The organism is Variovorax restrictus, assembly GCF_051216715.1.
Taxonomy (GTDB): Bacteria; Pseudomonadota; Gammaproteobacteria; order Burkholderiales; family Burkholderiaceae_C; genus Variovorax.
Map to the genome: position 1 here is coordinate 1,604,259 of NZ_JBPJZH010000001.1, position 21,573 is coordinate 1,625,831.

Annotated in this window: 19 protein-coding genes and 1 tRNA gene; 8 read left to right on the plus strand and 12 right to left on the minus strand. The window is 66.8% G+C overall.

The genetic code is table 11. The annotated features are described in order from the left end of the window. Nucleotides 1-2: 2 nt before the first annotated feature. Complete coding sequence (locus tag ACSFA0_RS07545) at nucleotides 3-500, minus strand: methylated-DNA--[protein]-cysteine S-methyltransferase (protein WP_435449584.1); 498 nt, start codon at nucleotides 498-500, stop codon at nucleotides 3-5. Continuing rightward, the gene (locus ACSFA0_RS07550) at nucleotides 497-2,053 is read right to left on the minus strand and encodes an AlkA N-terminal domain-containing protein (protein ID WP_435449585.1); all 1,557 of its coding nucleotides are present in this window, start codon (nucleotides 2,051-2,053) and stop codon (nucleotides 497-499) included. Before ACSFA0_RS07550 ends, ACSFA0_RS07545 begins: the two co-directional genes overlap by 4 nt. 112 nt (nucleotides 2,054-2,165) lie before the next feature. Between ACSFA0_RS07550 and ACSFA0_RS07555 the strand changes: the two genes are divergently transcribed. Then, nucleotides 2,166-3,548: a phosphomannomutase/phosphoglucomutase gene (locus ACSFA0_RS07555; protein ID WP_435449586.1), complete on the plus strand. Its 1,383-nt coding sequence runs from the start codon at nucleotides 2,166-2,168 to the stop codon at nucleotides 3,546-3,548. An 11-nt stretch (nucleotides 3,549-3,559) separates the two neighbouring features. Beyond that, a complete protein-coding gene (locus ACSFA0_RS07560) occupies nucleotides 3,560-4,948 on the plus strand; it encodes a 3-deoxy-D-manno-octulosonic acid transferase (protein WP_435449587.1) in 1,389 nt (462 codons plus the stop codon). Here ACSFA0_RS07560 and ACSFA0_RS07565 read toward each other — a convergent pair whose 3' ends face one another. The 4 genes from ACSFA0_RS07565 to ACSFA0_RS07580 are packed head-to-tail and all read right to left on the minus strand — an operon-like array spanning nucleotide 4,949 to nucleotide 8,072. Beyond that, on the minus strand, nucleotides 4,949-6,319 hold the full coding sequence (locus tag ACSFA0_RS07565) for a TolC family outer membrane protein (protein WP_435449588.1): 1,371 nt from the start codon (nucleotides 6,317-6,319) through the stop codon (nucleotides 4,949-4,951). Nucleotides 6,320-6,336: 17 nt separating this feature from the next. Next, nucleotides 6,337-6,675 (minus strand): rhodanese-like domain-containing protein, encoded by a 339-nt coding sequence (locus ACSFA0_RS07570; protein ID WP_435449589.1) that lies wholly within the window; start codon nucleotides 6,673-6,675, stop codon nucleotides 6,337-6,339. Next, nucleotides 6,675-7,352 carry a protein-L-isoaspartate O-methyltransferase family protein gene (locus tag ACSFA0_RS07575; RefSeq protein ID WP_435449590.1) on the minus strand — a complete coding sequence of 226 codons (678 nt, stop codon included), beginning with the start codon at nucleotides 7,350-7,352 and terminating at the stop codon, nucleotides 6,675-6,677. The genes ACSFA0_RS07570 and ACSFA0_RS07575 overlap by 1 nt, the downstream gene beginning before the upstream one ends. Nucleotides 7,353-7,394: 42 nt before the next feature. Beyond that, nucleotides 7,395-8,072, minus strand: a complete 678-nt coding sequence (locus ACSFA0_RS07580; protein WP_435449591.1) for a TetR/AcrR family transcriptional regulator — start codon at nucleotides 8,070-8,072, stop codon at nucleotides 7,395-7,397. 92 nt (nucleotides 8,073-8,164) lie between these two features. On the opposite strand from ACSFA0_RS07580, the gene msrA reads away from it, so the two are divergent. The 4 genes from msrA to ACSFA0_RS07600 all read left to right on the plus strand — a co-directional run bounded on the left by msrA (nucleotide 8,165) and on the right by ACSFA0_RS07600 (nucleotide 12,301). After that, nucleotides 8,165-8,725: a peptide-methionine (S)-S-oxide reductase MsrA gene (gene msrA, locus ACSFA0_RS07585; protein ID WP_435449592.1), complete on the plus strand. Its 561-nt coding sequence runs from the start codon at nucleotides 8,165-8,167 to the stop codon at nucleotides 8,723-8,725. Nucleotides 8,726-8,735: 10 nt separating this feature from the next. Then, on the plus strand, nucleotides 8,736-9,137 hold the full coding sequence (locus ACSFA0_RS07590) for a hypothetical protein (RefSeq protein WP_435449593.1): 402 nt from the start codon (nucleotides 8,736-8,738) through the stop codon (nucleotides 9,135-9,137). Between the two features lie 79 nt (nucleotides 9,138-9,216). After that, entirely contained in the window at nucleotides 9,217-11,310 is a 2,094-nt protein-coding gene (locus ACSFA0_RS07595; RefSeq protein WP_435449594.1) for a TonB-dependent receptor, read from the plus strand. A gap of 43 nt (nucleotides 11,311-11,353) precedes the next feature. After that, nucleotides 11,354-12,301, plus strand: coding sequence for an AEC family transporter (locus tag ACSFA0_RS07600; RefSeq protein ID WP_435449595.1), 948 nt, complete (start codon nucleotides 11,354-11,356; stop codon nucleotides 12,299-12,301). Nucleotides 12,302-12,311: 10 nt separating this feature from the next. Here the strand turns inward: ACSFA0_RS07600 and ACSFA0_RS07605 are convergent, their stop codons facing one another. Together ACSFA0_RS07605 and ACSFA0_RS07610 are read right to left on the minus strand one after the other, a co-directional pair. Then, nucleotides 12,312-15,458 carry an EAL domain-containing protein gene (locus ACSFA0_RS07605; RefSeq protein ID WP_435449596.1) on the minus strand — a complete coding sequence of 1,049 codons (3,147 nt, stop codon included), beginning with the start codon at nucleotides 15,456-15,458 and terminating at the stop codon, nucleotides 12,312-12,314. 71 nt (nucleotides 15,459-15,529) lie between these two features. Beyond that, nucleotides 15,530-16,849: a D-amino acid dehydrogenase gene (locus ACSFA0_RS07610; RefSeq protein ID WP_435449597.1), complete on the minus strand. Its 1,320-nt coding sequence runs from the start codon at nucleotides 16,847-16,849 to the stop codon at nucleotides 15,530-15,532. Nucleotides 16,850-16,976: 127 nt separating this feature from the next. Between ACSFA0_RS07610 and ACSFA0_RS07615 the strand changes: the two genes are divergently transcribed. Further along, entirely contained in the window at nucleotides 16,977-17,444 is a 468-nt protein-coding gene (locus ACSFA0_RS07615) for a winged helix-turn-helix transcriptional regulator (protein WP_435449598.1), read from the plus strand. Between the two features lie 116 nt (nucleotides 17,445-17,560). Continuing rightward, entirely contained in the window at nucleotides 17,561-18,565 is a 1,005-nt protein-coding gene (locus ACSFA0_RS07620) for a hypothetical protein (RefSeq protein ID WP_435449599.1), read from the plus strand. Nucleotides 18,566-18,656: 91 nt separating this feature from the next. Here the strand turns inward: ACSFA0_RS07620 and ACSFA0_RS07625 are convergent, their stop codons facing one another. From ACSFA0_RS07625 to ACSFA0_RS07640, 4 genes are all read right to left on the minus strand, one after another. Then, a complete protein-coding gene (locus tag ACSFA0_RS07625; RefSeq protein WP_435449600.1) occupies nucleotides 18,657-19,739 on the minus strand; it encodes a DUF262 domain-containing protein in 1,083 nt (360 codons plus the stop codon). Continuing rightward, entirely contained in the window at nucleotides 19,736-20,326 is a 591-nt protein-coding gene (locus ACSFA0_RS07630; protein ID WP_435449601.1) for a hypothetical protein, read from the minus strand. The genes ACSFA0_RS07625 and ACSFA0_RS07630 overlap by 4 nt, the downstream gene beginning before the upstream one ends. Nucleotides 20,327-20,466: 140 nt before the next feature. Further along, nucleotides 20,467-20,542: transfer RNA gene (locus tag ACSFA0_RS07635), tRNA-Thr, on the minus strand. Nucleotides 20,543-20,553: 11 nt separating this feature from the next. After that, the gene (locus tag ACSFA0_RS07640) at nucleotides 20,554-21,564 is read right to left on the minus strand and encodes a class 1 fructose-bisphosphatase (protein ID WP_435449602.1); all 1,011 of its coding nucleotides are present in this window, start codon (nucleotides 21,562-21,564) and stop codon (nucleotides 20,554-20,556) included. Between the last annotated feature and the right edge of the window lie 9 nt (nucleotides 21,565-21,573).

Consider the following 21,573-nt stretch of genomic DNA (forward strand, 5'->3'; position numbering starts at 1 on the left):
GCTCACAAAGCGCCTTCCAGCGTGAGCAGCGCGGTCTTGCGGTCGATGCCGCCCGCGTAGCCGGTGAGCGAGCCGTCGGCACCGAGCACGCGGTGGCAGGGCACGATGACACTGATCGGGTTGCGCCCGACCGCGGCGCCGACGGCGCGCACCGCCGCGGGCTTGCCCACGCGCTGGCTCAGCGCACCGTAGCTGGTGGTCGCGCCAGCAGGAATCGCGAGCAGCGCCTGCCACACGGCCTGCTGGAACGCGGTGCCGTGCGAAAGATCGAGCGGCAGCTCGAAGTGGTCGCGCCTGCCAGCGAAGTAGTCCTTCAGTTGTGCTGCGGCGGCGATCAGCACCGGGTGCGTGTCGTCGGCCTGCCAGCCGCGCATGTCGGGCAGGTGGCGTTGCAGATCGAACCACAGGCCGGCGAGGCCCTCGTCGGTGGCCGCGAGCGTGACGCCGCCGAGGGGGCTATCGCCGCGCAGCGTGCGGAGCACGGAGGTCTTGAATTTCATGGGGTGTTCCTGGTCTCCGGAATCTCGGTGTCGAGGGTCGGTGCCGCCACGGGCGGCGAGTGCCAGGCCCGCAGCACCGCGTAACTGCGCCAGGGGCGCCACGCCTGCGAGGCCTCGGCGGCGGCGCGGGCCGAACCCACGCCCAGCGCCTTCTGCAAGGCGATATCGCCCGAGGGAAAGGCGTCGGGCCAGCGCATGGCGCGCATCGCGATGTACTGCGCCGTCCAGTCGCCGATGCCGGGCAAGGCTTGCAGGGACGCGAGTGTCGACGGCACGTCGGCGCCCGCGTGCAGCGCCAGCCGGCCCGAGGCGACCTCGTGGGCCAGCGCGTGCAACGCGGCCTGACGTTGCCGCACGATGCCCAGCTGGCCGAGGGCGTCGCCGCTCGCTGCCGCGATGGCGGCCGGTGTCGGAAACAGGCGATCGAGGCCATCGACCGGCGTGTCGATCGCCTCGCCGAAAGCGGCCACCAGGCGCGAGCCCATCGTGCGCGCCGCGGCCACGGTGATCTGCTGCCCCAGCACCGCGCGCACCGCCAGCTCGAAGCCGTCGACCGTGCCCGGCACGCGCAGGCCGTCGCCCTGGGGGAAGGCGTCGTGCAGCAGCGCGTTGATCGCCATCGGCTCGGCGTCGAGGTCGAGCATCGCGCGCACCCGGCTGATGACGACCGGCAACACGGGGGCGAGCGAATCGCTCACCGACAGGTGCAGCCGCTCGCGCGCCAGGTCGAAGCGCATCTGCAGCCAGCCGGCGTGCGTGCTGCCCGCGTGCTGCACGCGGAGCGTGCGCGCGAAGCGCTGCCCACTGGCATCGAAAGCCTCGATGCCCTGCAGCGTGCGGCGTGCGAAGAAGGCCAGCACCGCCTCCACGTCATAAGGGGGGCGGAAGCCCAGGCGCACCTCGATCGCGCGGCCACCGCGTTCTTCATCCGCGCCACCCGCCCGCCGCAGCGCGCTGGGGTTCAGCCCGTAGTGCGCGACGAAAGCCGCGTTGAAGCGGCGCACGCTCGCGAAGCCGCTGGCCAGCGCGACCTGCGCCATCGGCAGCGTGGTGTCGGCGATGAGTTGCTTGGCCGCGAGCAGCCGCCGCGTCTGCAGGTATTGCAGGGGCGAGACGCCGAATTGCGCCTCGAAGATGCGGCGCAGGTGGCGGTCGCTCACGCCCAGCCGGGCGGCGATCTGCGCGGCGCCGGGGCCCTCGTCGTTCCACGCGTCCGGCTCGTCGATCAATCGCGCTGCTTGAAGCGCAAGGATGCGCGACGCGTCTTCCGTCGACCAGCTCGCCGCGCGCGGTGCCAGCTCCGGCCGGCAGCGCAGGCAGGGCCGGAAGCCTGCGGCCTCGGCTTGCGCGGCATGGCGGAAGAAGCGGCAGTTCTCGCGCCGCGGCAGCTTCACGCGGCAGACCGGGCGGCAGTAGATGCCGGTGGAGGTCACGGCGGTGAAGAAGCGGCCGTCGAAGCGGGCGTCGTGCGTCTTCATCGCGAGATAGCAGGCATCGCCCTCCAGCCCCGTCGCGGCGGGGCCGATGTCGAGCGGGCGATCGGGCGAATCCATGCGATCGATCATACGTTTCGGGGGGCTCCCAATTAGCCATTTCCGGACATCTGGGCGCCGGAGGCCATGCCTACAATGGCTCACCGTTTTTGAGAACTTTCAGGGCACAGCCATGCAACTCAGCGCATCGATCTTCAAGGCCTACGACATCCGGGGCATCGTGCCCAGCACGCTTGACGCGGCCGTGGCCGAAGCGCTCGGCAAGGCCTTCGGCAGCGCGGCGCGCGCAGCCGGTGAAAAATCCGTGGCCGTGGGCCGCGACGGGCGCCTGTCGGGCCCCTCGCTGGTCGAGGCGCTCGTCCGCGGCCTGGTGGCCACGGGCGTCGAAGTCATCGATGTCGGCGCGGTCACCACGCCCATGCTGTATTTCGCGGCCAACACGCTCGCCACCAGCGGCATCCAGGTCACGGGCAGCCACAACCCCAAGGACTACAACGGCTTCAAGATGGTGCTGGCCGGCCGTGCGATCTACGGCGACGAGATTCAAGGCCTGCGCCGCGTGATGGAAGCCGACAGCGCCACGCTCGCCTCCGGTGGCAGCGTGCGCCAGGTCGACGTGACCGAGGCTTACACGCAGCGCATCGTCGGCGACATCAAGCTCGCGCGCCCGATGAAGATCGTGGTCGATTCAGGCAACGGCATCGCCGGCGCCACCGCTCCGGCCATCCTGCGTGCCATCGGCTGCGAGGTGACCGAGCTGTTCAGTGAGGTCGACGGCAACTTCCCCAATCACCATCCCGACCCGAGCAAGCCCGAGAACCTGAAGGACCTGATCGCCGCACTGGCGGCCGGTGACGCCGAACTGGGCTTGGCCTTCGACGGCGACGGGGACCGCCTGGGCATCGTGACCAAGGAAGGCAACAACATCTACCCGGACCGCCAGATGATGCTGTTCGCGCAGGACGTGCTCTCGCGCGTGCCGGGCGGCACCATCGTCTACGACGTGAAGTGCTCGCAGCGCCTCGGCCCGGCCATCGAAGCCGCCGGTGGCGTGCCGATGATCTACAAGACCGGCCACTCGCTCATCAAGGCGAAGATGAAGGAAATCGACTCGCCGCTGGGTGGCGAGATGAGCGGCCACATCTTCTTCAAGGAACGCTGGTTCGGTTTCGACGACGGCACTTACGCCGGCTGCCGCCTGCTCGAGATCTTGAGCAAGAGCCCCAACGCCAGCGCCGTGCTCGACGGGCTGCCCACCAGCTTCTCCACGCCCGAACTCAACGTGAAGTGCGCCGAGGGCGAGCCGCATGTGCTGGTCGACCAGCTCATCAAGACGGCCAGGTTCGACGCGCCCGCGAAGATCTCCACCATCGACGGCGTGCGGGTGGACTGGCCCGACGGCTTCGGCCTGATCCGCGCGTCGAACACCACGCCGGTGCTGGTGATGCGCTTTGAAGGCCAGACCGAGGCTGCGCTGCACCGCATCCAGGACGCCATGCTGGCCTTGCTGAAGACCGTCAAGCCCGACGCGCAGCTCGCCGAAGCGTCGCACTGACCCGGTCGAGCGTGCGTTCCTTGTCGTTGCGCCTGTACGGCGCGTTCACGTTTCTCGCCCAGCCGCTGGTGCGGCGCAAGCTCAAGCGGCGCGCCGAGGCCGAGCCCGGCTATGCGGTCGCCGTCGAAGAGCGCTTCGGCCGCTACGACGAGGCGGCGGTCGGTGTCGGCTGGTGCTGGGTGCATGCGGTGTCGCTGGGCGAATCGCGCGCGGCCGGCATCCTGATTGCCGAGCTGCGGCGCCAGCATCCGGGCATCCCGATCCTGCTGACCCATGGCACGGCCACCGGCCGGGAAGAGGGCGCCAAGCTGCTCGAGCCGGGCGACCTGCAGGTCTGGCAGCCCTGGGACACGCCCTCGGCCGTGGCCCGCTTTCTCGACCGCTTCGCGCCGCGCATCGGCGTGCTGATGGAAACCGAGGTCTGGCCCGAGATGGTCGCCGCCTGCCGCGAGCGCCGCATCCCGCTGGTGCTGGCCAATGCGCGGCTCAACGAGAAATCGCTGGCCTCGGCCGAGCGGCTCAGCTGGCTCGCGCGGCCCGCGTATTCGGGGCTCACCGCCGTGTGGGCGCAGACCGAGGCCGACTCGCACCGGCTGGTATCGCTGGGCGGCAAGGTGGCCGGCGTCTACGGCAACCTCAAGTTCGACGCCACGCCCGACGCGCGACAGCTCGCGGTGGCCGCCAAGTTCAAGGGTCAGTTGCCGCGCCCGCTGGTCGTGCTGGCGAGTTCGCGCGAGGGCGAAGAGCAGATGCTGCTCGACGTGCTCAAGCGCTTCGGCGCCACCAGCCCGCTGCCGCCCGAGCAGCCCGGTGTCGATTCGATCGCGCGCCAGGTCGCGGCGGTGCAGTGGATGGTCGTGCCGCGCCACCCGCAGCGCTTCGACGAAGTGGCCGCGCTGATCGAATCCAACGGCTTCGGCGTGGCCCGCCGCAGCGCGGCCGGTGCACCGACCGCGGCTGAGATCTGGCTGGGCGACTCGCTCGGCGAGATGGCGCTGTATTACGGGCTGGCCGATGCGGCCCTGCTGGGCGGCAGCTTCGAGGCGCTGGGTGGCCAGAACCTGATCGAGGCCGCGGCCTGCGGTTGCCCGGTCGTGCTCGGTCCCTCGACCTTCAATTTCGCCGAGGTCGCGGACCTCGCGGTCGCGGCCGGTGCTGCGCTGCGTGTGCAGACCATGGAGCAGGCGGTACGCGCCGCGCTGTCGCTGGTCGGCGATGCGGTGCGGCGCGAGGCGATGGTGCAGTCGGCGCACGGCTTCGCGGCGTCGAACCGCGGGGCGGCCGAACGCACGGCGGCGGCGGTGCTGGCCATCGCGGAAGGTGCTTCGCCGATGCCCGTGCGTGCCGCGGCATCGCCCGCCGTTGCGCCCGAAGAGCGCGCCGAGCCGACCCTCGACTGATCAGCGCAGCGGTGGGGGCGTGGTGCTCAACGCGGCGTTGACCGGCTGCAGGTCGGTCGGCACCAGCGTGCCGTTGGCCTGGCGCAGCTTCAGGTTCCCCAGCAGCACGTTGTAGCGCGCCAGCGCCAGGTCGCGCCGGGTCTGGAACAGCTGGCTCTGCGCGTTGAGCACGTCGATGTTGATGCGCACGCCCACCTGGTAGCCAAGCTGGTTGGCCTCGAGCGCGCTCTGGCTCGACGCCTCGGCCGCTTCCAGCGCCTTCACCTGGCCCGCCCCCGAGATCAGCCCGAGGTAGGCCGCGCGCGTGGCCTGCGTCACGTTGCGGCGCGTCGATTCGAGCGTGGCGCGCGACTGCTCTTCGAGCGAGAGCGTCTCGCGGATGCGGTTCTCGGTGGCGAAGCCGGCGAACAGCGGCATGTTGAACACCACGCCGATGCTCGGGCCGCGGGCGTAGGTGCCGACGGTCGTCGTGGCGTTGCCCTGCGGATAACGCGTGAGGTTGTAGCCCACCTGAGCATCGATCGTCGGCTTGTGGCCGGCCTCGGCCTTCTGCACTTCGAGCCCCGCCACGTCGAGGCCCAGGCGGGCCTGGCGGATCGCCGGATGCACGGCTTCGGCCTGTGCCACCCAGGCGTTCATGTCGGTGGGCGACGGGGCGGGCAGCGTGGCGGCGGTGGCCAGCGGCAGCGGCGCGCTGCCGGTGCGGCCCACCACCTGGTCGAGCGCGAGGCGCTTGACCTGCAGGTCGTTCTCGGCGGCGATCTCCTGCGCCACGACCAGGTCGTAGCGCGCCTGCGCCTCGCGCGAATCGGTGATGGTCGATGTGCCGACCTCGAAGTTGCGCTTGGCGAAGGCGAGCTGTTCGTCCACGGCGGCCTTCTGCGCGCGCACCAGCCGGAGCGTGTCCTGCGCGGCGAGCACGTCGAAGTAGGCGTGGCTCACACGCACGATCAGGTCCTGCTCGGCGGTCGTGAGCACGGTTTCGGCGATCTCGGCCTGGCGCTTGCCCTGTTCGTAGGCGGCCCAGGCGGCCGGCCGGTACAGCGGCTGCGTGGCGTTCACGCCCACCGTTTGCGTGGTGTAGTCGCGCGGCGCCGAGCCTTGCGGCGCACCCGAGATCACGTCGATGTCGAGGTTGGTGCGCGCCACGTTGCCTTGCAACCCCACCTGCGGCAACACGCCTGCCTTGGCCTGGGCTGCCCGTGCCAGGCTCGCGTCGTACTGCGCGCGCGCGCCCTGGTAGGTGGCGTCGTAGCCGCGTGCCGATTCGTAGAGGGTGAGCAGGCTCTGGGCGCCCGCGGGGGCGGCGAACGCGGTGGCCAGCAAGGCTGCCGTCGCGGCTGCAGAGGGGAGAAGCCGGGGCAGGGGCATGCGGTCCTTGGGGACGTTCAGTAGCGCGGCACGCTGGCGTCGCGGGTGGCCGACCAGGCGTCGATGCCGCCAGCCACGTTCGCCACGTCGCCGAAGCCGTTCTGGCTCAGGAAGACCGCCACGCGCTGGCTGCGCGCACCGTGGTGGCACAGGCAGGCGATGCGCGCTGCGGGGTCGAGTTCGGCCAAGCGTGCGGGAATCTCGTTCATCGGGATGACCACCAGCGCGAAGCCCTGCGGCGCGACGCTGGCCGTCTGCAGTTCCCAGGGCTCGCGCACGTCGAGCAGCACGGGCACGGCGGCGGCGTCCTGGGCGAACCAGGCATCCAGATCGGTGGGGCGAAGCTGATCGACCATCAGAAATGGAACGGCGAAGGTTCGGGGAAGTTCAAGAGGCGCGGCGCGATGGTGTCCCACGGCTGCGTGGTTTCCCACTTGCCTTCGCTCACGCGGGTCACGAAATGGGCGCGCATCATGGGCTCGCCGCCGACGATGGCGACCAGCCGGCCACCGATGTTGAGCGAGCCCAGCAGGTTCTGCGGCACGCGGGCCACCGAGCCGCTGAGCACGATCACGTCGAAGGTCGGGCCGCTCGGCAGCGGCTTGGCACCGTCGGCGTGGCGCACTTCGACGTTGGTCACGCCGTTGCGGCGCAGCGTCTCGGTGGCGCGTGCGGCCAGCGTGGCGTCGATCTCCAGCGTCAGCACCTTGGCGGCGCAGTGGGCCAGCAGGGCGGCCATGAAGCCCGACCCCGTGCCGATCTCCAGCACCGACTCGTGCTTCTGCACGTGCAGGTCGTTCAGCATGCGCGCTTCGATCTTCGGCGCCAGCATCGTCTGGCCCGGCTCGGTGGCGTCGGCCAGCGGCAGTTCCATGTCGAAGAAGGCCATGGCGCGGTGCGCGGCCGGGACGTAGTCTTCGCGGCGGATCTCGGCCAGCAGCGCGAGGACTTGCGGGTCATGCACGTCCCAGGGGCGGATCTGCTGCTCGATCATGTTGAAGCGCAGGCGCTCCTGCGAGGCGGGGGTGTTCATGGGTTTTCTCGTTTCCTTGTGGGCTCGGGCCAGCCCACGATTTTAGGTGGCGTGCGGCGGTGTCGACGGTGGGACGGACAGCCCGCGGATGACGAGCTCGGTCTGCGTCGCGATGTAGGTCTGCGGATCGAGCGTGCGGGCTTCCTCGGCCCAGAGGGTGTTGTGCCGCACGAGGAACAGAAAGATCATCGGCGCGAGCACCGCATGGATGGCGTAGTCGACGTCGATCGGTGTGAATTCGCCGCGTGCGATGCCGCGCTGCAGAATGCGCCGGATCAGCGCCTGGCCAGGCACCACGACCTCACGCTGGTAGAAGGCTGCGAGCTCGGGAAAGTTATTGCCCTCGGCGAGCATCAGCTTGGTCAGGCCCGACACCGGCGTGGCCCCCACGCGGTCCCACCACACCTGTGTGCAGTGGCGCAGCATGTCCGCCGTGCTTCCCTCGAAAGCCTCGAATTCCTCGTTCCACGCCGGAAAGCGGCCGGCCAGGTTTTCGGTGATCACGGCGCGCAGCAGGTCGTCCTTGCTCTGGAAGTAGAGGAAGAGCGTGCCCTTGGACACGCCGGCCCGGGCCGCCACTTCTTCGGCGCGCGTGGCGGCGAAGCCTTTTTCGACGAACAGCTCGAGCGCGGCCTGGATCAGTTCGCCAGGACGTGCCTCTTTCCGGCGTTCGCGCTTGGCGCGGACCGGGCAGTGCTTGTCGTTGAGAAAGCGGGGCATCGGCGTTAATGACTGGCGGGTTAGTAATGTAGTGAGCCCCACCCGGTGCGTCAAGCCGCGACAATAGCGGGCTTCGCGTTTTGGAATCGACCATGACAACCACCCCCAGCCCCGCACCCACCACCGACACCATCGTGCTCGGCGGTGGCTGCTTCTGGTGCACCGAGGCCGTGTTCGACCGGGTGCGCGGCATCGTCGATGTGGAGTCGGGTTATTCCAACGGCGAGACGATCAACCCCAGCTACGAACAGGTCTGCACCGGCCGCACCGGGCACAACGAAGTCGTCAAGCTGGTGTTCGACCCGGCGCAGATCACGCTGCGCGAGATCCTCGAGATCTTCTTCGTCGTGCACGACCCGACCTCGCTCAACCGCCAGGGCAACGACGTCGGCACGCAGTACCGCAGCGGCATCTACTACCTGAACGACGACCAGAAGCAGGTGGCCGACGCCGTGATCCGCGAGATCGCCGACAGCGGCACCTACCGTGCGCCGGTGGTGACCGAGGTGCAGCCGTTGGTGAACTACTCGACGGCCGAGGCCTACCACCAGGACTACTTCCTGAACCACCCCAACCAGGGCTACTGCGCCTTCGTGGTGGGCCCGAAGGTCGAGAAGTTTCAGAAGACTTTCGCCGCGCGCGTCAAGAACTGAACCCTGCCCGATGCAACTTGCCCGCACCGCCGTGTACCGCGCGCCATTGCTGATCGCCCTGGCGGTCTCGCTGTGGCTCGCGTCCACGCTCGGGCTGATGCACCGGGTGGTGCACCAGCCGACCGTGCCGGCGATGGCGCACCTGCACGACGCACCCGCGCTGTCGGTCGCTTCGTCGCCGAGCATCAACCAGGGCCATGACCACGGCGGCCTGCTCGCCCTCTTCGGCGTGCACGCCGACGCGGACTGCCGGCTGTACGACCAGCTCGCCGGAGGCGCCGCGGCGCTGTCCGTGCCCCTCGTGGTGCTGCCCATCGCCTTGCCGATGGCGCGGTTTCACTACTTCCTGGGCGAAGCACTCGCCCGCTGGGTCTCGCTCTTCGATGCGCGCGGCCCCCCGCTGACTCGCTGAATCTCTCTGGTTTTTCGTCTGGCTGCGCCCTGTGAGGGGCGGCGGCTGGCCTTCCATTGCTTCAACGAGTCCGCATCCCATGATTTCCAATTTCAGCCGGCACGCCGTCGGCGCCGCCGTTTCCTCCTTGATCGCCCTGAGCGCGCATGCACAGACCGCTAACCCCGCCGGCACTGCCGCACCGGCCCCGAGCCTCAAGGAGGTCACCGTCACTGGCAACCCGCTCGGCGCGTCCGAGCTGATCGCCCCCACCGAGATGCTGCAGGGCGACACGCTGATGCTGCGCTCGCGCTCCACGCTGGGCGAGACGCTCGACGGCGTGCCGGGCGTGAGCAGCAGCTACTTCGGCCCCAACGCGAGCCGGCCGATCATCCGCGGCCAGGACGGCGACCGCATCCGCATCCTGCAGAACGGCGGCAGCGCGCCCGATGCGTCGGCGCTGAGCTACGACCACGCGGTGCCGGTCGACGCGCTCGTCACCGACCGCATCGAGGTGCTGCGCGGCCCGTCGGCGCTGCAGTACGGCGGCAGCGCCGTGGGCGGCGTGGTCAACGTGATCGACAACCGCATTCCGACCGAGCCGATCAACGGCTTCGGCGGGCGTGCCGACCTCGGCTACGCCACCGGCAGCCAGGAACGCAGTGGCGGCGTGGTGCTCGAAGGCGGCAACGACCGCTACGCGCTGCACGTCGATGCCTTCGACCGCAAGTCGGACGACGTGCGCGTGCCCATCGATCTCGCGTGCGAGAAGCCCGGCTCGCCAGGCTTGGCACGCCGCATCTGCAATTCGCAGAACAGCGCGCGCGGCGGCGCGGTCGGCGGCACGCTGTTCTTCGACCGCGGCTGGATCGGTGCGTCGGCCAGCAGCTACCGCAGCGACTACGGCACGGTGGCCGAGGACGAGGTGACGATCGGCATGAAGTCCGACCGCTACGCGCTGGAAGGCGAATGGCGGCCCGGTGGCTTCTTCACCAGCATCCGCACCAAGTTCGGCCACACCGACTACCGCCACACCGAGTTCGAGGGCAGCGAGGTCGGCACCACTTTCGCCAATAAGAGCAACGACCTGCGCGTCGAGGCGCGCCACCGGAAGATCGGCGGCGTCGAAGGCATGATCGGCTTCACCAGCGAAAGCGGTCGCTTCTCGGCCGACGGCGAGGAGGCCTTCGCACCGCACAGCCGCACGCGCGCCAATGCGCTGTTCCTGCACGAGGAACTGGCCACGTCGTGGGGACGCCTGAGTTTCGGCGCGCGCACCGAGCAGGTGAAGGTCGAGTCGCTCGGCTACCCCGACGACCTGTCGATCACGCGGTTCACGACGGGCGAACGCAGCTTCAACCCGCACAGCGCGGCCCTCGGCGCGCTGGTCAACCTCACGCCGCAATGGCAGCTCACCTCGAACCTCGCGTACACCGAGCGGGCACCGAAGGACTACGAGCTGTTCGCCAACGGCCCGCACGTCGCGACCGCGGCCTGGGAGGTGGGCGATGTGTCGCTCGAGAAGGAGCGCTCGATCGGCTTCGACCTGGGCGCGCAATGGAAGAACGGCCCGAACAACGCGCGCGTCAACGCTTACGTCACGCGCTTTCGCAACTACATCGGCCTGAACGCCACCGGCGTCCAGCGTGATGGCGAAGGCGAGGTCGTGACCGACCCGGCCGCCGAGGACACGCTGGCCGAGTACGCCTACGGCGGCGTGCGCGCCCGCTTCACCGGCATCGAAGCGAGCGGCAACCTGCGGCTGCTGGGCAACGAGGCCTTCGCCGCGATGGAACGCAGCGGCACGCTCGACCTGCAGTGGCGCGGCGACCTGGTGCGCGCCACCAACACCGACACCGGTGAGCCGCTGCCGCGCATCTCGCCGGTGCGTGTCGGCGCCGCGCTGGCCTACGGCGACGGCCCGTGGACCGCGCGCTTCGGCTTCGACCGCTATTCGGCGCAGCACCGCGTGCCGGCCGACGGCACGCGCGAGACCGCGGGGTACACGCTGTGGAACGCCGCGTTGGCCTATCGGATGAAAGTGACCGGCGCGACGCTGACCTGGTACGCACGGCTAGACAACATCACCAACAAGCTGGCCTACAGCGCGACGTCGATCCTGACCACGACGGTGTACCCGGCGGCACCGCTGCCAGGGCGCTCCCTCAAGGTCGGCCTGCGCGCAAGCTTCTAGCGCTCGACGGACCTCACCGCGGCGAGCCGCTATGCTCGCCGCGGTGAATTCGCCCGTCCTCTCCGCGCTGCTCCCCGTCGTTCTTCTCATCGCCGCGGGTTACTTCGCCGGGCGCCGCCGCTGGGTCGGTGCCCATGCGGTGAAGGACCTGTCGAACCTGGTGTTCCTGCTGCTGGCGCCGGCGCTGCTGTTCCGCGCCATGAGCACGGTCCATGTGGAAACGCTGAGCCTGCGGCCGGTCGCCGCCTACTTCATCGGGGCCGGCGTCATCTTCGTGGGCATGCTGGCCTTTCTCGGCCTCACCCGCAGCGCGGCGGTGCTGGCCATCGCTGCCACCTTCAGCAACACCGTGATCATCGGCGTGGCCCTGGTCGACCTGGCCTACGGGCCGGCCGGGCTGGTCGTGCTGCTGACGCTGGTGTCGCTGCACTCGCTGGTGCTGATCGGCGCCGCGACGCTGCTGATCGAACTCATCGTGGCGCGCGAGCATGCCGCGGCGAGCGGCGCTGTGCGGCAGCCGATCGTCCGGACCGTGGCGCGCGCCGTGCGCAACTCGGTGCTGCATCCGGTGCCGCTGCCGATCATTGTGGGCCTGCTGTTCGCACAGACCGGCCTGACGCTGCCCGCGGCCGTCGACAAACCGCTGATGCTGCTTGGCCAGGCCTTCAGCCCGGTGGCACTGGTGCTGGTCGGCATCACGCTGGCGCTCACGCGCGTCGGCACGCATCTGCGCGGCGCGCTCGCGCTGGCCGTGGTGAAGAACGTGGTGCACCCGCTGCTGGTGGCCGGCGTCGGCTGGCTGCTGGGCGTGCGCGGCCTGCCGCTCACGGTGATGGTGGTGGCCGCCGCGATGCCCATCGGCGCCAACGCCTTCCTGTTCTCGCAGCGCTACAAGGTGGTCGAAGAGCAGGTCACCGCGGCGGTGGTGGTGTCGACGGTGCTGGCACTGGCCACGCTGTCGGCCGCGATGGCGCTCGCTGCGAACCTCTAGGCGCGCGGGATTAAGCCGTGGCGGCCGGCGTGCACTGCCGGATCCAGTCGGGGATCTCGTCGCCCGCCATCGGCCGCCCGAACAGGTAGCCCTGCAGTTCATCGCAGTGCGCGGCCTGCAGCATCGCCGCTTCCTCGGCACTTTCGACGCCTTCAGCCACCACGCGCAGGCCCAGTGTGTGGCCCAGGCCGACGATGGCGCGCACGATCGCCAGGTCGGTCGGGTCGTCGAGCATGTCGTGCACGAAGGACCGGTCGATCTTCAGCTTGTCGATCGGGAAGCGGTTGAGGTAGTTCAGGCTCGAGTAGCCGGTGCCGAAGTCGTCGATCGACAGCTGCACGCCGAGCGCCTTCAGTGCACGCAACTGCGCGAGCGACTGTTCGGCCGAGTCCATCAGCGTCGACTCGGTGATCTCGATCTCGATGGACGACGGCAGCACGTCGTGCGACGACATCGCGTCGCGCAGCACGCCGGTGAGCTCGCCGTCGCGCAGCTGCAGGGCCGACACGTTGATCGACACGGGCAGCGTGCCCAGCCCCTGGTCGCGCCAGGCCGCCTGTTGCGCGCAGGCGCGTGCGATGACCCAGGCGCCGATGGCGACGATCTGCCCGCTCTCTTCGGCGATCGGAATGAATTCGGCGGGCGAGACGTCGCCCATCTCGTGGTTGCGCCAGCGCAGCAGTGCCTCCACCCCGAGCAAACTGCCGCTGAGCGCCTGCACGCGCGGTTGGAACAGCAGGCTCAGCTCGTTTCGCTCGATGGCGCGGCGCAGGTGCGATTCGAGCTGCAGCCGCTTCTGGGCGCGCTCGTCCATGTCGGGCATGAAGAAGTGCACCATGCTGCGGCCGCCGGACTTGCTCTGGTACATCGCGACGTCGGCCTGCCGCATGAGCGAGTCGATGTCCTGTGCATCGTCGGGGTACATCGCCATGCCGACGCTGCAGGTGACGTGCAACTCGGCGCTATGCAGCGTGTACGGCTCGCGGATCGCCGGCACCAGGCGCTTCTCGACGATGCGTTCGACCTCGTCCGCGTCGGACACATCCGCCAGCACGATCACGAACTCGTCGCCGCCCAGGCGACTGACGGTGTCGCCCGGTCGTACCGCGTCGACCATGCGCCGGGAGACCGTGCGCAACAGCGCATCGCCGACATGGTGGCCCAGCGAGTCGTTGATGTTCTTGAAGCGGTCGAGGTCGATGAACACCACGCCTACGCGCCGGCCGTCCTTGCGGGCCTGCTGCATGGCGGTACCCAACCGTTCGATGCACAGCGAGCGGTTCGGGAGTTCGGTCAGCACGTCGTGCAGCGCCAGGAAGCGGATGCGCTCCTCGCTGCGCTTCCGTTCGGTGATGTCGATGGACGTGAAGATGTAGTGCGAGATGCGCTCGGGCCCGTCGCGCACCACGCTGGCGACCAGCCATGCCGGGTAGTGGCTGCCGTTGCGGCGACGCACCAGCACCTCGCCCTGCCATGCGCCGCGCTGGTCGAGCTGCGGCCAGAAGTCGACGAAGGCATTGCCTTGGCCAAGCACCAGCCGTTCCGGCTGTTCGCCTTCGAGCTCGCGCGCGTCGTAGCCGGTGAACCGACCCAGCGCGCGGTTGAGCGTGATGATGCGGCGATCGGCATCGATGATCATGATGCCCTCGGTGGAGGCCTCGAACACCTTCGACCACAGCTCCAGCCGCTGCTCCATCACCTTGAGCTGGCTGATGGGTGTGAAGGCGGTGAGCAGGGCGTCCTGTCCCTGGTAGAGGATCCGCCGGGCCGACAGCACGGCCCACGACGAGACGCCCGTGCCGCCACCGCGCCAGCACACCTCGAACTCGTCGACATGGCCGCGGTCGGCCAGCCCCTGGAAGAACCGGCTGCGCACGCCCGGATCGAGCCCGACGGCCCAGGGGTCGACGGTGCGGCCGCCCAGCCACTCCTGCGCCGGCGGGTTCGCGCTGAGCACTTCGTGCCCTGGGATGGCCGTCACCATCAGCGGGATCGGGATGGCGGCGACCAGGTCGCGCTGTGCGTCCGACGCCCGTGCCGACGCGGCCAGCTCCTGCTGGGTGCGACGCTCGTGGTCGAGTTGCGCCAGCATGTCGTTGAAGCCCAGCACCAGCCGGCCGATCTCGTCGCCGGCGTCCCAGCGGGCCCGCAGGCTGTGGTCGCCGGTGCGGCGCACCGTGTCGACCACCAGTGAAAGCCCGCGCAGCGGCCGCGAGATCTGCCGCGCCACGTAGAACACCGCGCTCAGGATCAGCAGCAGCAGGAAGAGCGCCGTGCCCAGGTGCATCCACATGCGCTGGAAGAAGCCGCGCTCGCGCGCCTCCAGCAGCGCATCGAGCGCCACGATGGCGCTGCCCCAGGCACCGTCGAGGCTGGCGAACAGCGCCTGCTGCGCCGCGTCGAAGGTCGCGAGCGAGCCGCTGTCCTGGTTCATGGCGCTGCGGGCGGCAGAGCGGAAGCGGTCGATGCTCGCCAGCAGTCGGGTGCGAGAGCCGTCGAGTTGCGACTGCAGCGGGCCGGTCGCTGCGGCGAAGGCTTCGCCGTAGTCGGTAGTGATGGCGGCGGTGATGGCATCCACGCGGCCTTCCAGGATGAAGTATTTGGTGCGCGATTCGGTCGCGTCCAGTTCACCTGCACCGTGGGAGTGCAGCCGTGCGCGCATTTCCGAGCTCAGCTCGAGCAGCTCGGGAAAGCGCAGCAGGATCAGCGACATCGTGTAGTAGCTGTCGAGGTCCGGGTCGAGGATCAGGTTCGACTGGTTGCCCACGCGCGTGACCAGCGCGCGGCCCGCCTCGAGCGCCGCGCGTGCCGTGGTGTTGCCGGGCATCGCGGCCAGTGTCTCCAGGGCATGACGGAAGCGTTCGTTCGCCTGGCCACTCCGCATGCCGGCGCCCAGGGTCTGTTCGATGCCGGCCAGCATCTGCGGCGGGGCGACAGTGGCCTCGCGCCAGCCCGCCACTGCCATCAGCGTCGGGCGGATCTGTTCGATGTACGCCGCGCCGGTCTTCTCCTTGCGGCCGAAGTCGATGGCGATGAATTTCTCGTTGATGAGGATGCCGCTGATGAAGATGACGGCCGTCAGGTCCAGCAGGTAGATCAGGAGAAGCTTGCGGCCGACGCTCAGTCGGCCCAACCGTCGGGAGAGAAATTGCAGCATAGGTGTGTCAGTCTCATCCTACGCAATCTGCATGCCGTGACCACGACCCACGGCGAAAAATGAAGCGCGTCTCAGCTCGCGTGCGACGCGTGGCCCGCCGGCGCAACCCGCAGGCGTTGCCCGCGACGCCGTCGGGCGCCCGCATAGCGGTCGAGCGACAGGCCTTCGGTGTCGATCTCGGGGCGCTGCCCTAGCACCAGGTCGGCCAGCAGCTTGCCGGAGCCGCAGGCCATGGTCCAGCCCAGCGTGCCGTGGCCGGTGTTCAGGAACAGGTTCGGGAACTGGCGCGTCGCGCCGATGATGGGCGTGCCGTCGGGCGTCATCGGGCGCAGGCCGGTCCAGAAGGTGGCCGCTTCGAGGTCGCCGCCGGGGAACAGGTCGCGCGTGACCATCTCCAGCGTGGCACGTCGTTGCGGCTTCAGGCCGAGGTCGAAGCCCGACAGCTCTGCCATCCCGCCGATGCGGATGCGGTCGTCGAAGCGCGTGATGGCGATCTTGTAGGTCTCGTCGAGCACGGTCGACACCGGCGCCAGCGAGGCATCGACGATCGGCGCGGTGAGCGAGTAGCCCTTGACCGGATAGACCGGCAGGTCGAGGCCGAGCGGCAGCAGCAGGTCGCGCGAATAGCTGCCGAGTGCGAGCACGTAACGATCGGCCGTGACGGTCTCGCCGTCGACCTCGATGCCGCGGATGCGCTGGCCATCGTGCAGCACGCGCGTGGCCGTCGTGCCGAAGCGGAAGGTGGCGCCCGCCGCCTCGGCCAGCGCGACCAGCGCGGTCGTGAAGCGCTGGCAGTCACCGGTCTCGTCGCCCGGCAGGCGCAGGCCACCCGCGAGGCGGCCGCGGGCCTGCGCGAGCGCGGGCTCGGCTTCGACGATGCCGTCGACGTCGAGCAGTTCGTAGGCGACACCGCACTCTTCGAGCACGGCGGTGTCGCGCTTCACCGCTGCGAGCTGCTCGGCTTTGCGGAAGAGCTGCAGCGTGCCGCCGGTGCGGTGCTCGTAGGCGATGCCGGTGTCCGCGCGCAGCGTGCGCAGGCAGTCGCGGCTGTATTCCGCGATGCGCATCATGCGTTCCTTGTTCACCGTGTAGCGCGCGTCGGTGCAGTTCCTCAACATCGCGGCAATCCAGCGCAGCTGAAAGAGGGTGCCGTCGGGCTTCACCGCCAGCGGTGCATGCTTCTGGAACATCCACTTCAGCGCCTTGAGCGGAATGCCAGGCGCGGCCCAGGGCGTGGAATAGCCGGGCGACACCTGGCCGGCATTGCCGAAGCTCGTCTCCAGCGCCGCTCCGGGCTGGCGGTCGAGCACCGTCACGTCGGCGCCCGCGCGGGCCAGGTAGTACGCAGTGGTGGCGCCAACGACGCCCGAGCCCAGGACAACGACTTTCACGGTGGTTCCAGCGGAGAAAGAGAAAACACGAATTTAGGGGGTGTTCCGCCGCAGCTTTCACGGATGTGCCGGCGCATCGGCGTGAAAATCACTGTCTTCAAGTCGCCTGGCTCCGTGCCGCCGAAGAATGACCGACCTCGACCGAATCGACCGAAAAATCCTGGATTCGCTGCAGCGCAACGGCCGCATCTCCAATGCCGAACTGGCCGAGCAGATCGGCCTGTCGGCGTCGGCCTGCTCCGAGCGCGTGCGCCGCCTGGAGCGCGAGCGCGTCATCACCGGCTACCACGCCCGCGTGGCGCCGGCGGCAGTCGGCCGCACGCTGCTGGTCTTCGTCGAAATCAAGCTCTCGGCCAAGTCCGACGACCTGTTCGAGCAGACCCGCCGCGAACTGATCCACATGCCGGAGCTGATGGAGTACCACCTGGTGTCCGGCAGCTTCGACTACCTGCTCAAGTTCCGCATCAAGGGCATGGAGCAGTACCGGCAGTTGCTCGGCGGCATCCTGAAGCGGCTGCCGGTGTCGGCGCAGTCGAACAGCTATGTGGTGATGGAGGAGCTGAAGGAGGACACGTATTTGGTAGTCGATCCGTGAAACATAACGTGTCTCGAGAACTGACTGTGGTTGGTGAGGGCGCGAGCGAGTTCAATCTCACCAGGCAGTTCTTCAACCAGTCGAATTGCGATGTCACCTAGCCGCCAAATAGAGCCATGAAGCAAAACAACGTCATCTACGCGATTGGCGATGAGCCGTATTGCCTATGGGAGTCGGACATAGACGAAGCTAGGGCATCGTTCCTCAAGGCGATTGATCACGAGTACTTCGAGTGCGTGGTGAGGCGATCCGAACCCGACCTTGAAGATCCAGAGCTCAGCATGCGAGCGGCGGCAGGTATGCGGCTTGCGCTATTCCACGGCTCCGAGACCATGTTTCTTCTGATGGGTGCGTTGTTGCAAGGTGAGCGCTGCCCTCACGCATGGGTGGGATCTTGCTCGACTGGTGAACTTCGCCTTGTGCTGGATCGGATTGGCAGCGGAGGCGATCTTCTTTTGCTGAACCGCCGAATAAGAAGACTGTCATGGCTGGACATCTCGCGTGAGGTTCTTCCGTTTCGCGGACTGCCGGATGTCGATGCCGCCGTGAAATCGTTCGCAAAGCTGTGGGAACTGCTTGCGCTCAACCATACTGACCAGAACTACATCGATGAGTACAACAGTCTGAAGCACGGATTCCGTGTCGCGCATGGAGGCTTCCAGGTGGACATCGGCCAAACAGGCGGCAGCGGTCCATTTGCAAGCAACGGGATGGTCTCACTTGGTTCGAGCAAATGGGGGTCTGCGTTTCGTGTCATCCGGAAGTTTGATGCAGAGCAAAAGGGTGGGCGCAGTCGAAAATCCGTCGAGTCCGCAGTTAACTGGGATGCTAAAGCGGTCGCTGCATCGCTCAAGCTCGTCTCGGCTTCGATCGGGAACATCGTGTCGCGCCTGCAGACCTACGATGGCGTAAGGGCAAATTTCACCATCCCGGACGCCTGCGACTTCGAGCCGGCTTATGTTCGTATCTCTCTCCTGTCGATGGGCTTGCAGAGGACGCTCTACGCTGACGCAACGACAAAAGATCAACTGCTCAAGCAGCTTAAGAAGAACATGGCGAGAAGGCTGGCAGATTCGCTGAGGAGGATCATCCTTTCACGAGCTGTGCCTCTAAGCGAATAGCAGCCAGCGCCAAGTCAGCGCATAGTCTCATTGGCATTCGAGGGCTACCGACTCAGAGCGCGTATACGTTTTTAGTGTTTAGGTCGATCACTCAGTAGTCACCCTCTTCGAGTTGTAGTTCTGCTTGATCTGGAACCGACTCATTTGCCGGATGCGAGAAACGAAGCTGGGGTTCGTATGTTGTGTCGAGTATGCCCTGCAGAATTTCGCCTCTGCGCAAGCGGTTGCCCCGGTCGATAGCTGCTCGAATAGTCGACTTGTAGTACGTTGTAGCAAGGTTCGATGTCGGCACGCCAAGAGCGGCCGTCTCGACCTCATCGAAGAACTCTAGCAGGCGCTTGGAGACGTTTGCTGCATCGAGGGAGAGCTTTCTCTTGAACAGTGCGCGATGAATCTCGACGAGCAGGGAAAATAGGTCAGTCTTTCGAAATGCCCTTGAGGTGGCGGGCAAATGCATGTCGCTAACAAAAAGGAAACTCGCGTCGATCTCGGTGCGAAGCCGTTCGCCCTCCGCGAAGTCGTCGTTGTACTTTTCAAGGTACTCTTCAATGTTGTCGTCACGGTTTGCGTACGTGGATAGCATGGTTGTCACCAGTACGAGGCAGTACCTCAAGTCCTGCATCCGACGTATGTCAGTTCGCTTGAAAATCTTCCAGTCCCTGAACTCTTGACGATCCGCTACGGCTTCGCAGAACTTTTTGAAAGCGCCCGCGTAGCGCGCGTTCTTGATCTCAATAGTGTTTAGTGCGTAGTTGGCTGAGTTGATCAGCTCAAAAATCTCGCGGATCTGCTCAAGCGGCTGTTTGCCGAGGTCGCGCACGACAACCTCGTACTCCAAGAATGCAACCTTTTCTTCCGGGCTGAGATCGACATAAGGCTTGAACGACCCCAGTCGCAGGCTGCCGTGTCCCTTGAAGTATTGATGCAGCGTTGTGACGCGTTGCTGTCCGTCGACGAGGTACTCGGTTGCAGCGCCAGTTTCTGAATTTAAGCTACCTGCACACACGTAGATTTCAGGGAACGGCAGGCCCTTCAGTACGGTTCGTATGAACGAGACCTTGTCGTCGTTGGTCCATACGAGACGACGTTGAAAGTCTGGACGAGGGTTTAGCTTGTCCTCATTGATCGCAGTGAGCAGTTGATGGATACGCCGATTCGTAGCTGAAGTCTTCATCGCTGTACCTTAGAAAGTTCTTCGCGAAGGCTCGTGAGGGCAGATAGTTGGTATTGGCGTAGGAAGTATTCGTCGTAGTACAAACCGCCCGCGATCTGCATTCGCATGAAGTCTTCACGTCCTGATAGTTCTCGGAAGAAGTCCCACCATCCTTTGCACGTCTGGTACTCGCTCTTTTTGGGCATCTTGTCAGGGCGTATCCAGCCACGAAAGTGGTAGTGCTTGAACTTGTCAAAATCGAAGTACACCTGTGCCAGCTCCATCTGGTGTACTTCTTGCCAGATTTGGACAAACAGTTCTTTCGAGACGATCGCCACATCGATGTCTGAGTTGTCCGAAAAGGGCTTGAAGTACTGACCAGGCTTTGGGCTGAATCCAAGCTTCGCGGAGCCGACGATGTAGATCGACGCAGCGTCGACTTGAAAGTGGCGGCCTACTGCGGTGCGTACGCCTTGCTCCAAATCACGCCCAACTATTGAGCAATCGTGCTGCAAGATGTGGGTGGCGAGGGCGTGTTCAATGCCCTGGGTCATCACGCAAGCCTTGAAGACTTCAATCCGCTCCGTGATCTGCTCAGCGATGGTCATCGAGCGGAACCCTATTTCGAAAAGCCAAAGAAAAAGCCCCTACAAGAGGGGCTTTGTTCTACCTCAGAACAACCGCTGTCATCAAAAATGACATCAGCGAACTGAGGTTGGTGGGTACTTCTGTGAAATACCGCATCAATTGGTGCCGGAGAGATGAATCGAACACCCGACCTTCTCATTACGAATGAGCTGCTCTACCGACTGAGCTACACCGGCGAAGCCTGCGATTATAGCGGGTCGTGGTAGCGGGTCACGCGCTCGACCTCATTTTTTGATCCGAGGATCACACTGACGCGTTCGTGCAACTTGCCCGGCTCGATGTCGAGGATGCGTTCGCGGCCGGTGGTGGCCAGGCCGCCGGCCTGTTCGACCAGCCAGCCCATCGGGTTGGCTTCGTACATCAGGCGCAGCTTGCCGGGCTTGCCCGGCTCGCGCTTGTCCCAGGGGTACAGGAAGATGCCGCCGCGCATCAGGATGCGATGCACGTCGGTCACCATGCTGGCGATCCAGCGCATGTTGAAGTCCTTGCCGCGCGGGCCTTCGCTGCCGGCCAGGCATTCGTCGATGTAGCGCTTCACCGGCGCATCCCAGTGCCGCATGTTGCTCATGTTGATCGCGAATTCCTTGGTGTCGGCCGGGATCTGAATGTTCTCCTTGGTCAGCACGAACGAGCCCTGCTCGCGGTCGAGCGTGAACATCGCGACGCCGTCGCCCACGGTCAGCACCAGCGTGGTCTGCGGGCCGTAGATGCAATAGCCGGCGGCCACCTGCTTGGCGCCGGCCTGCAGGAAGTCGGATTCCTGCACCCCCGGGTGGCCTTCGGGCTTCTTCAGCACGCTGAAGATGGTGCCGATGCTCACGTTCACGTCGATGTTGCTGGAGCCGTCGAGCGGGTCGAACAGCAGCAGGTATTCGCCCTGGGGGTAACGGTTGGGCACCACGTAGATGCTGTCCATCTCCTCGCTGGCCATGGCGGCGAGGTGGCCGCCCCATTCGTTGGCTTCGATGAGCACTTCGTTGGCGATGATGTCCAGCTTCTTCTGGACTTCGCCCTGCACGTTCTCGCTGTCGGCGGTGCCGAGCACGCCGCCCAGGTCGCCCTTGTTGACAGCCTGGCTGATGCTCTTGCAGGCGCGTGCCACCACTTCGAGCAGCAGGCGCAATTGGCCGGGGATGTGGCCGTCGGCGCGTTGCTGCTCGACCAGGTAGCGGGTGAGTGAAATCTTTTGTTGAGCCATGGAGGTTCC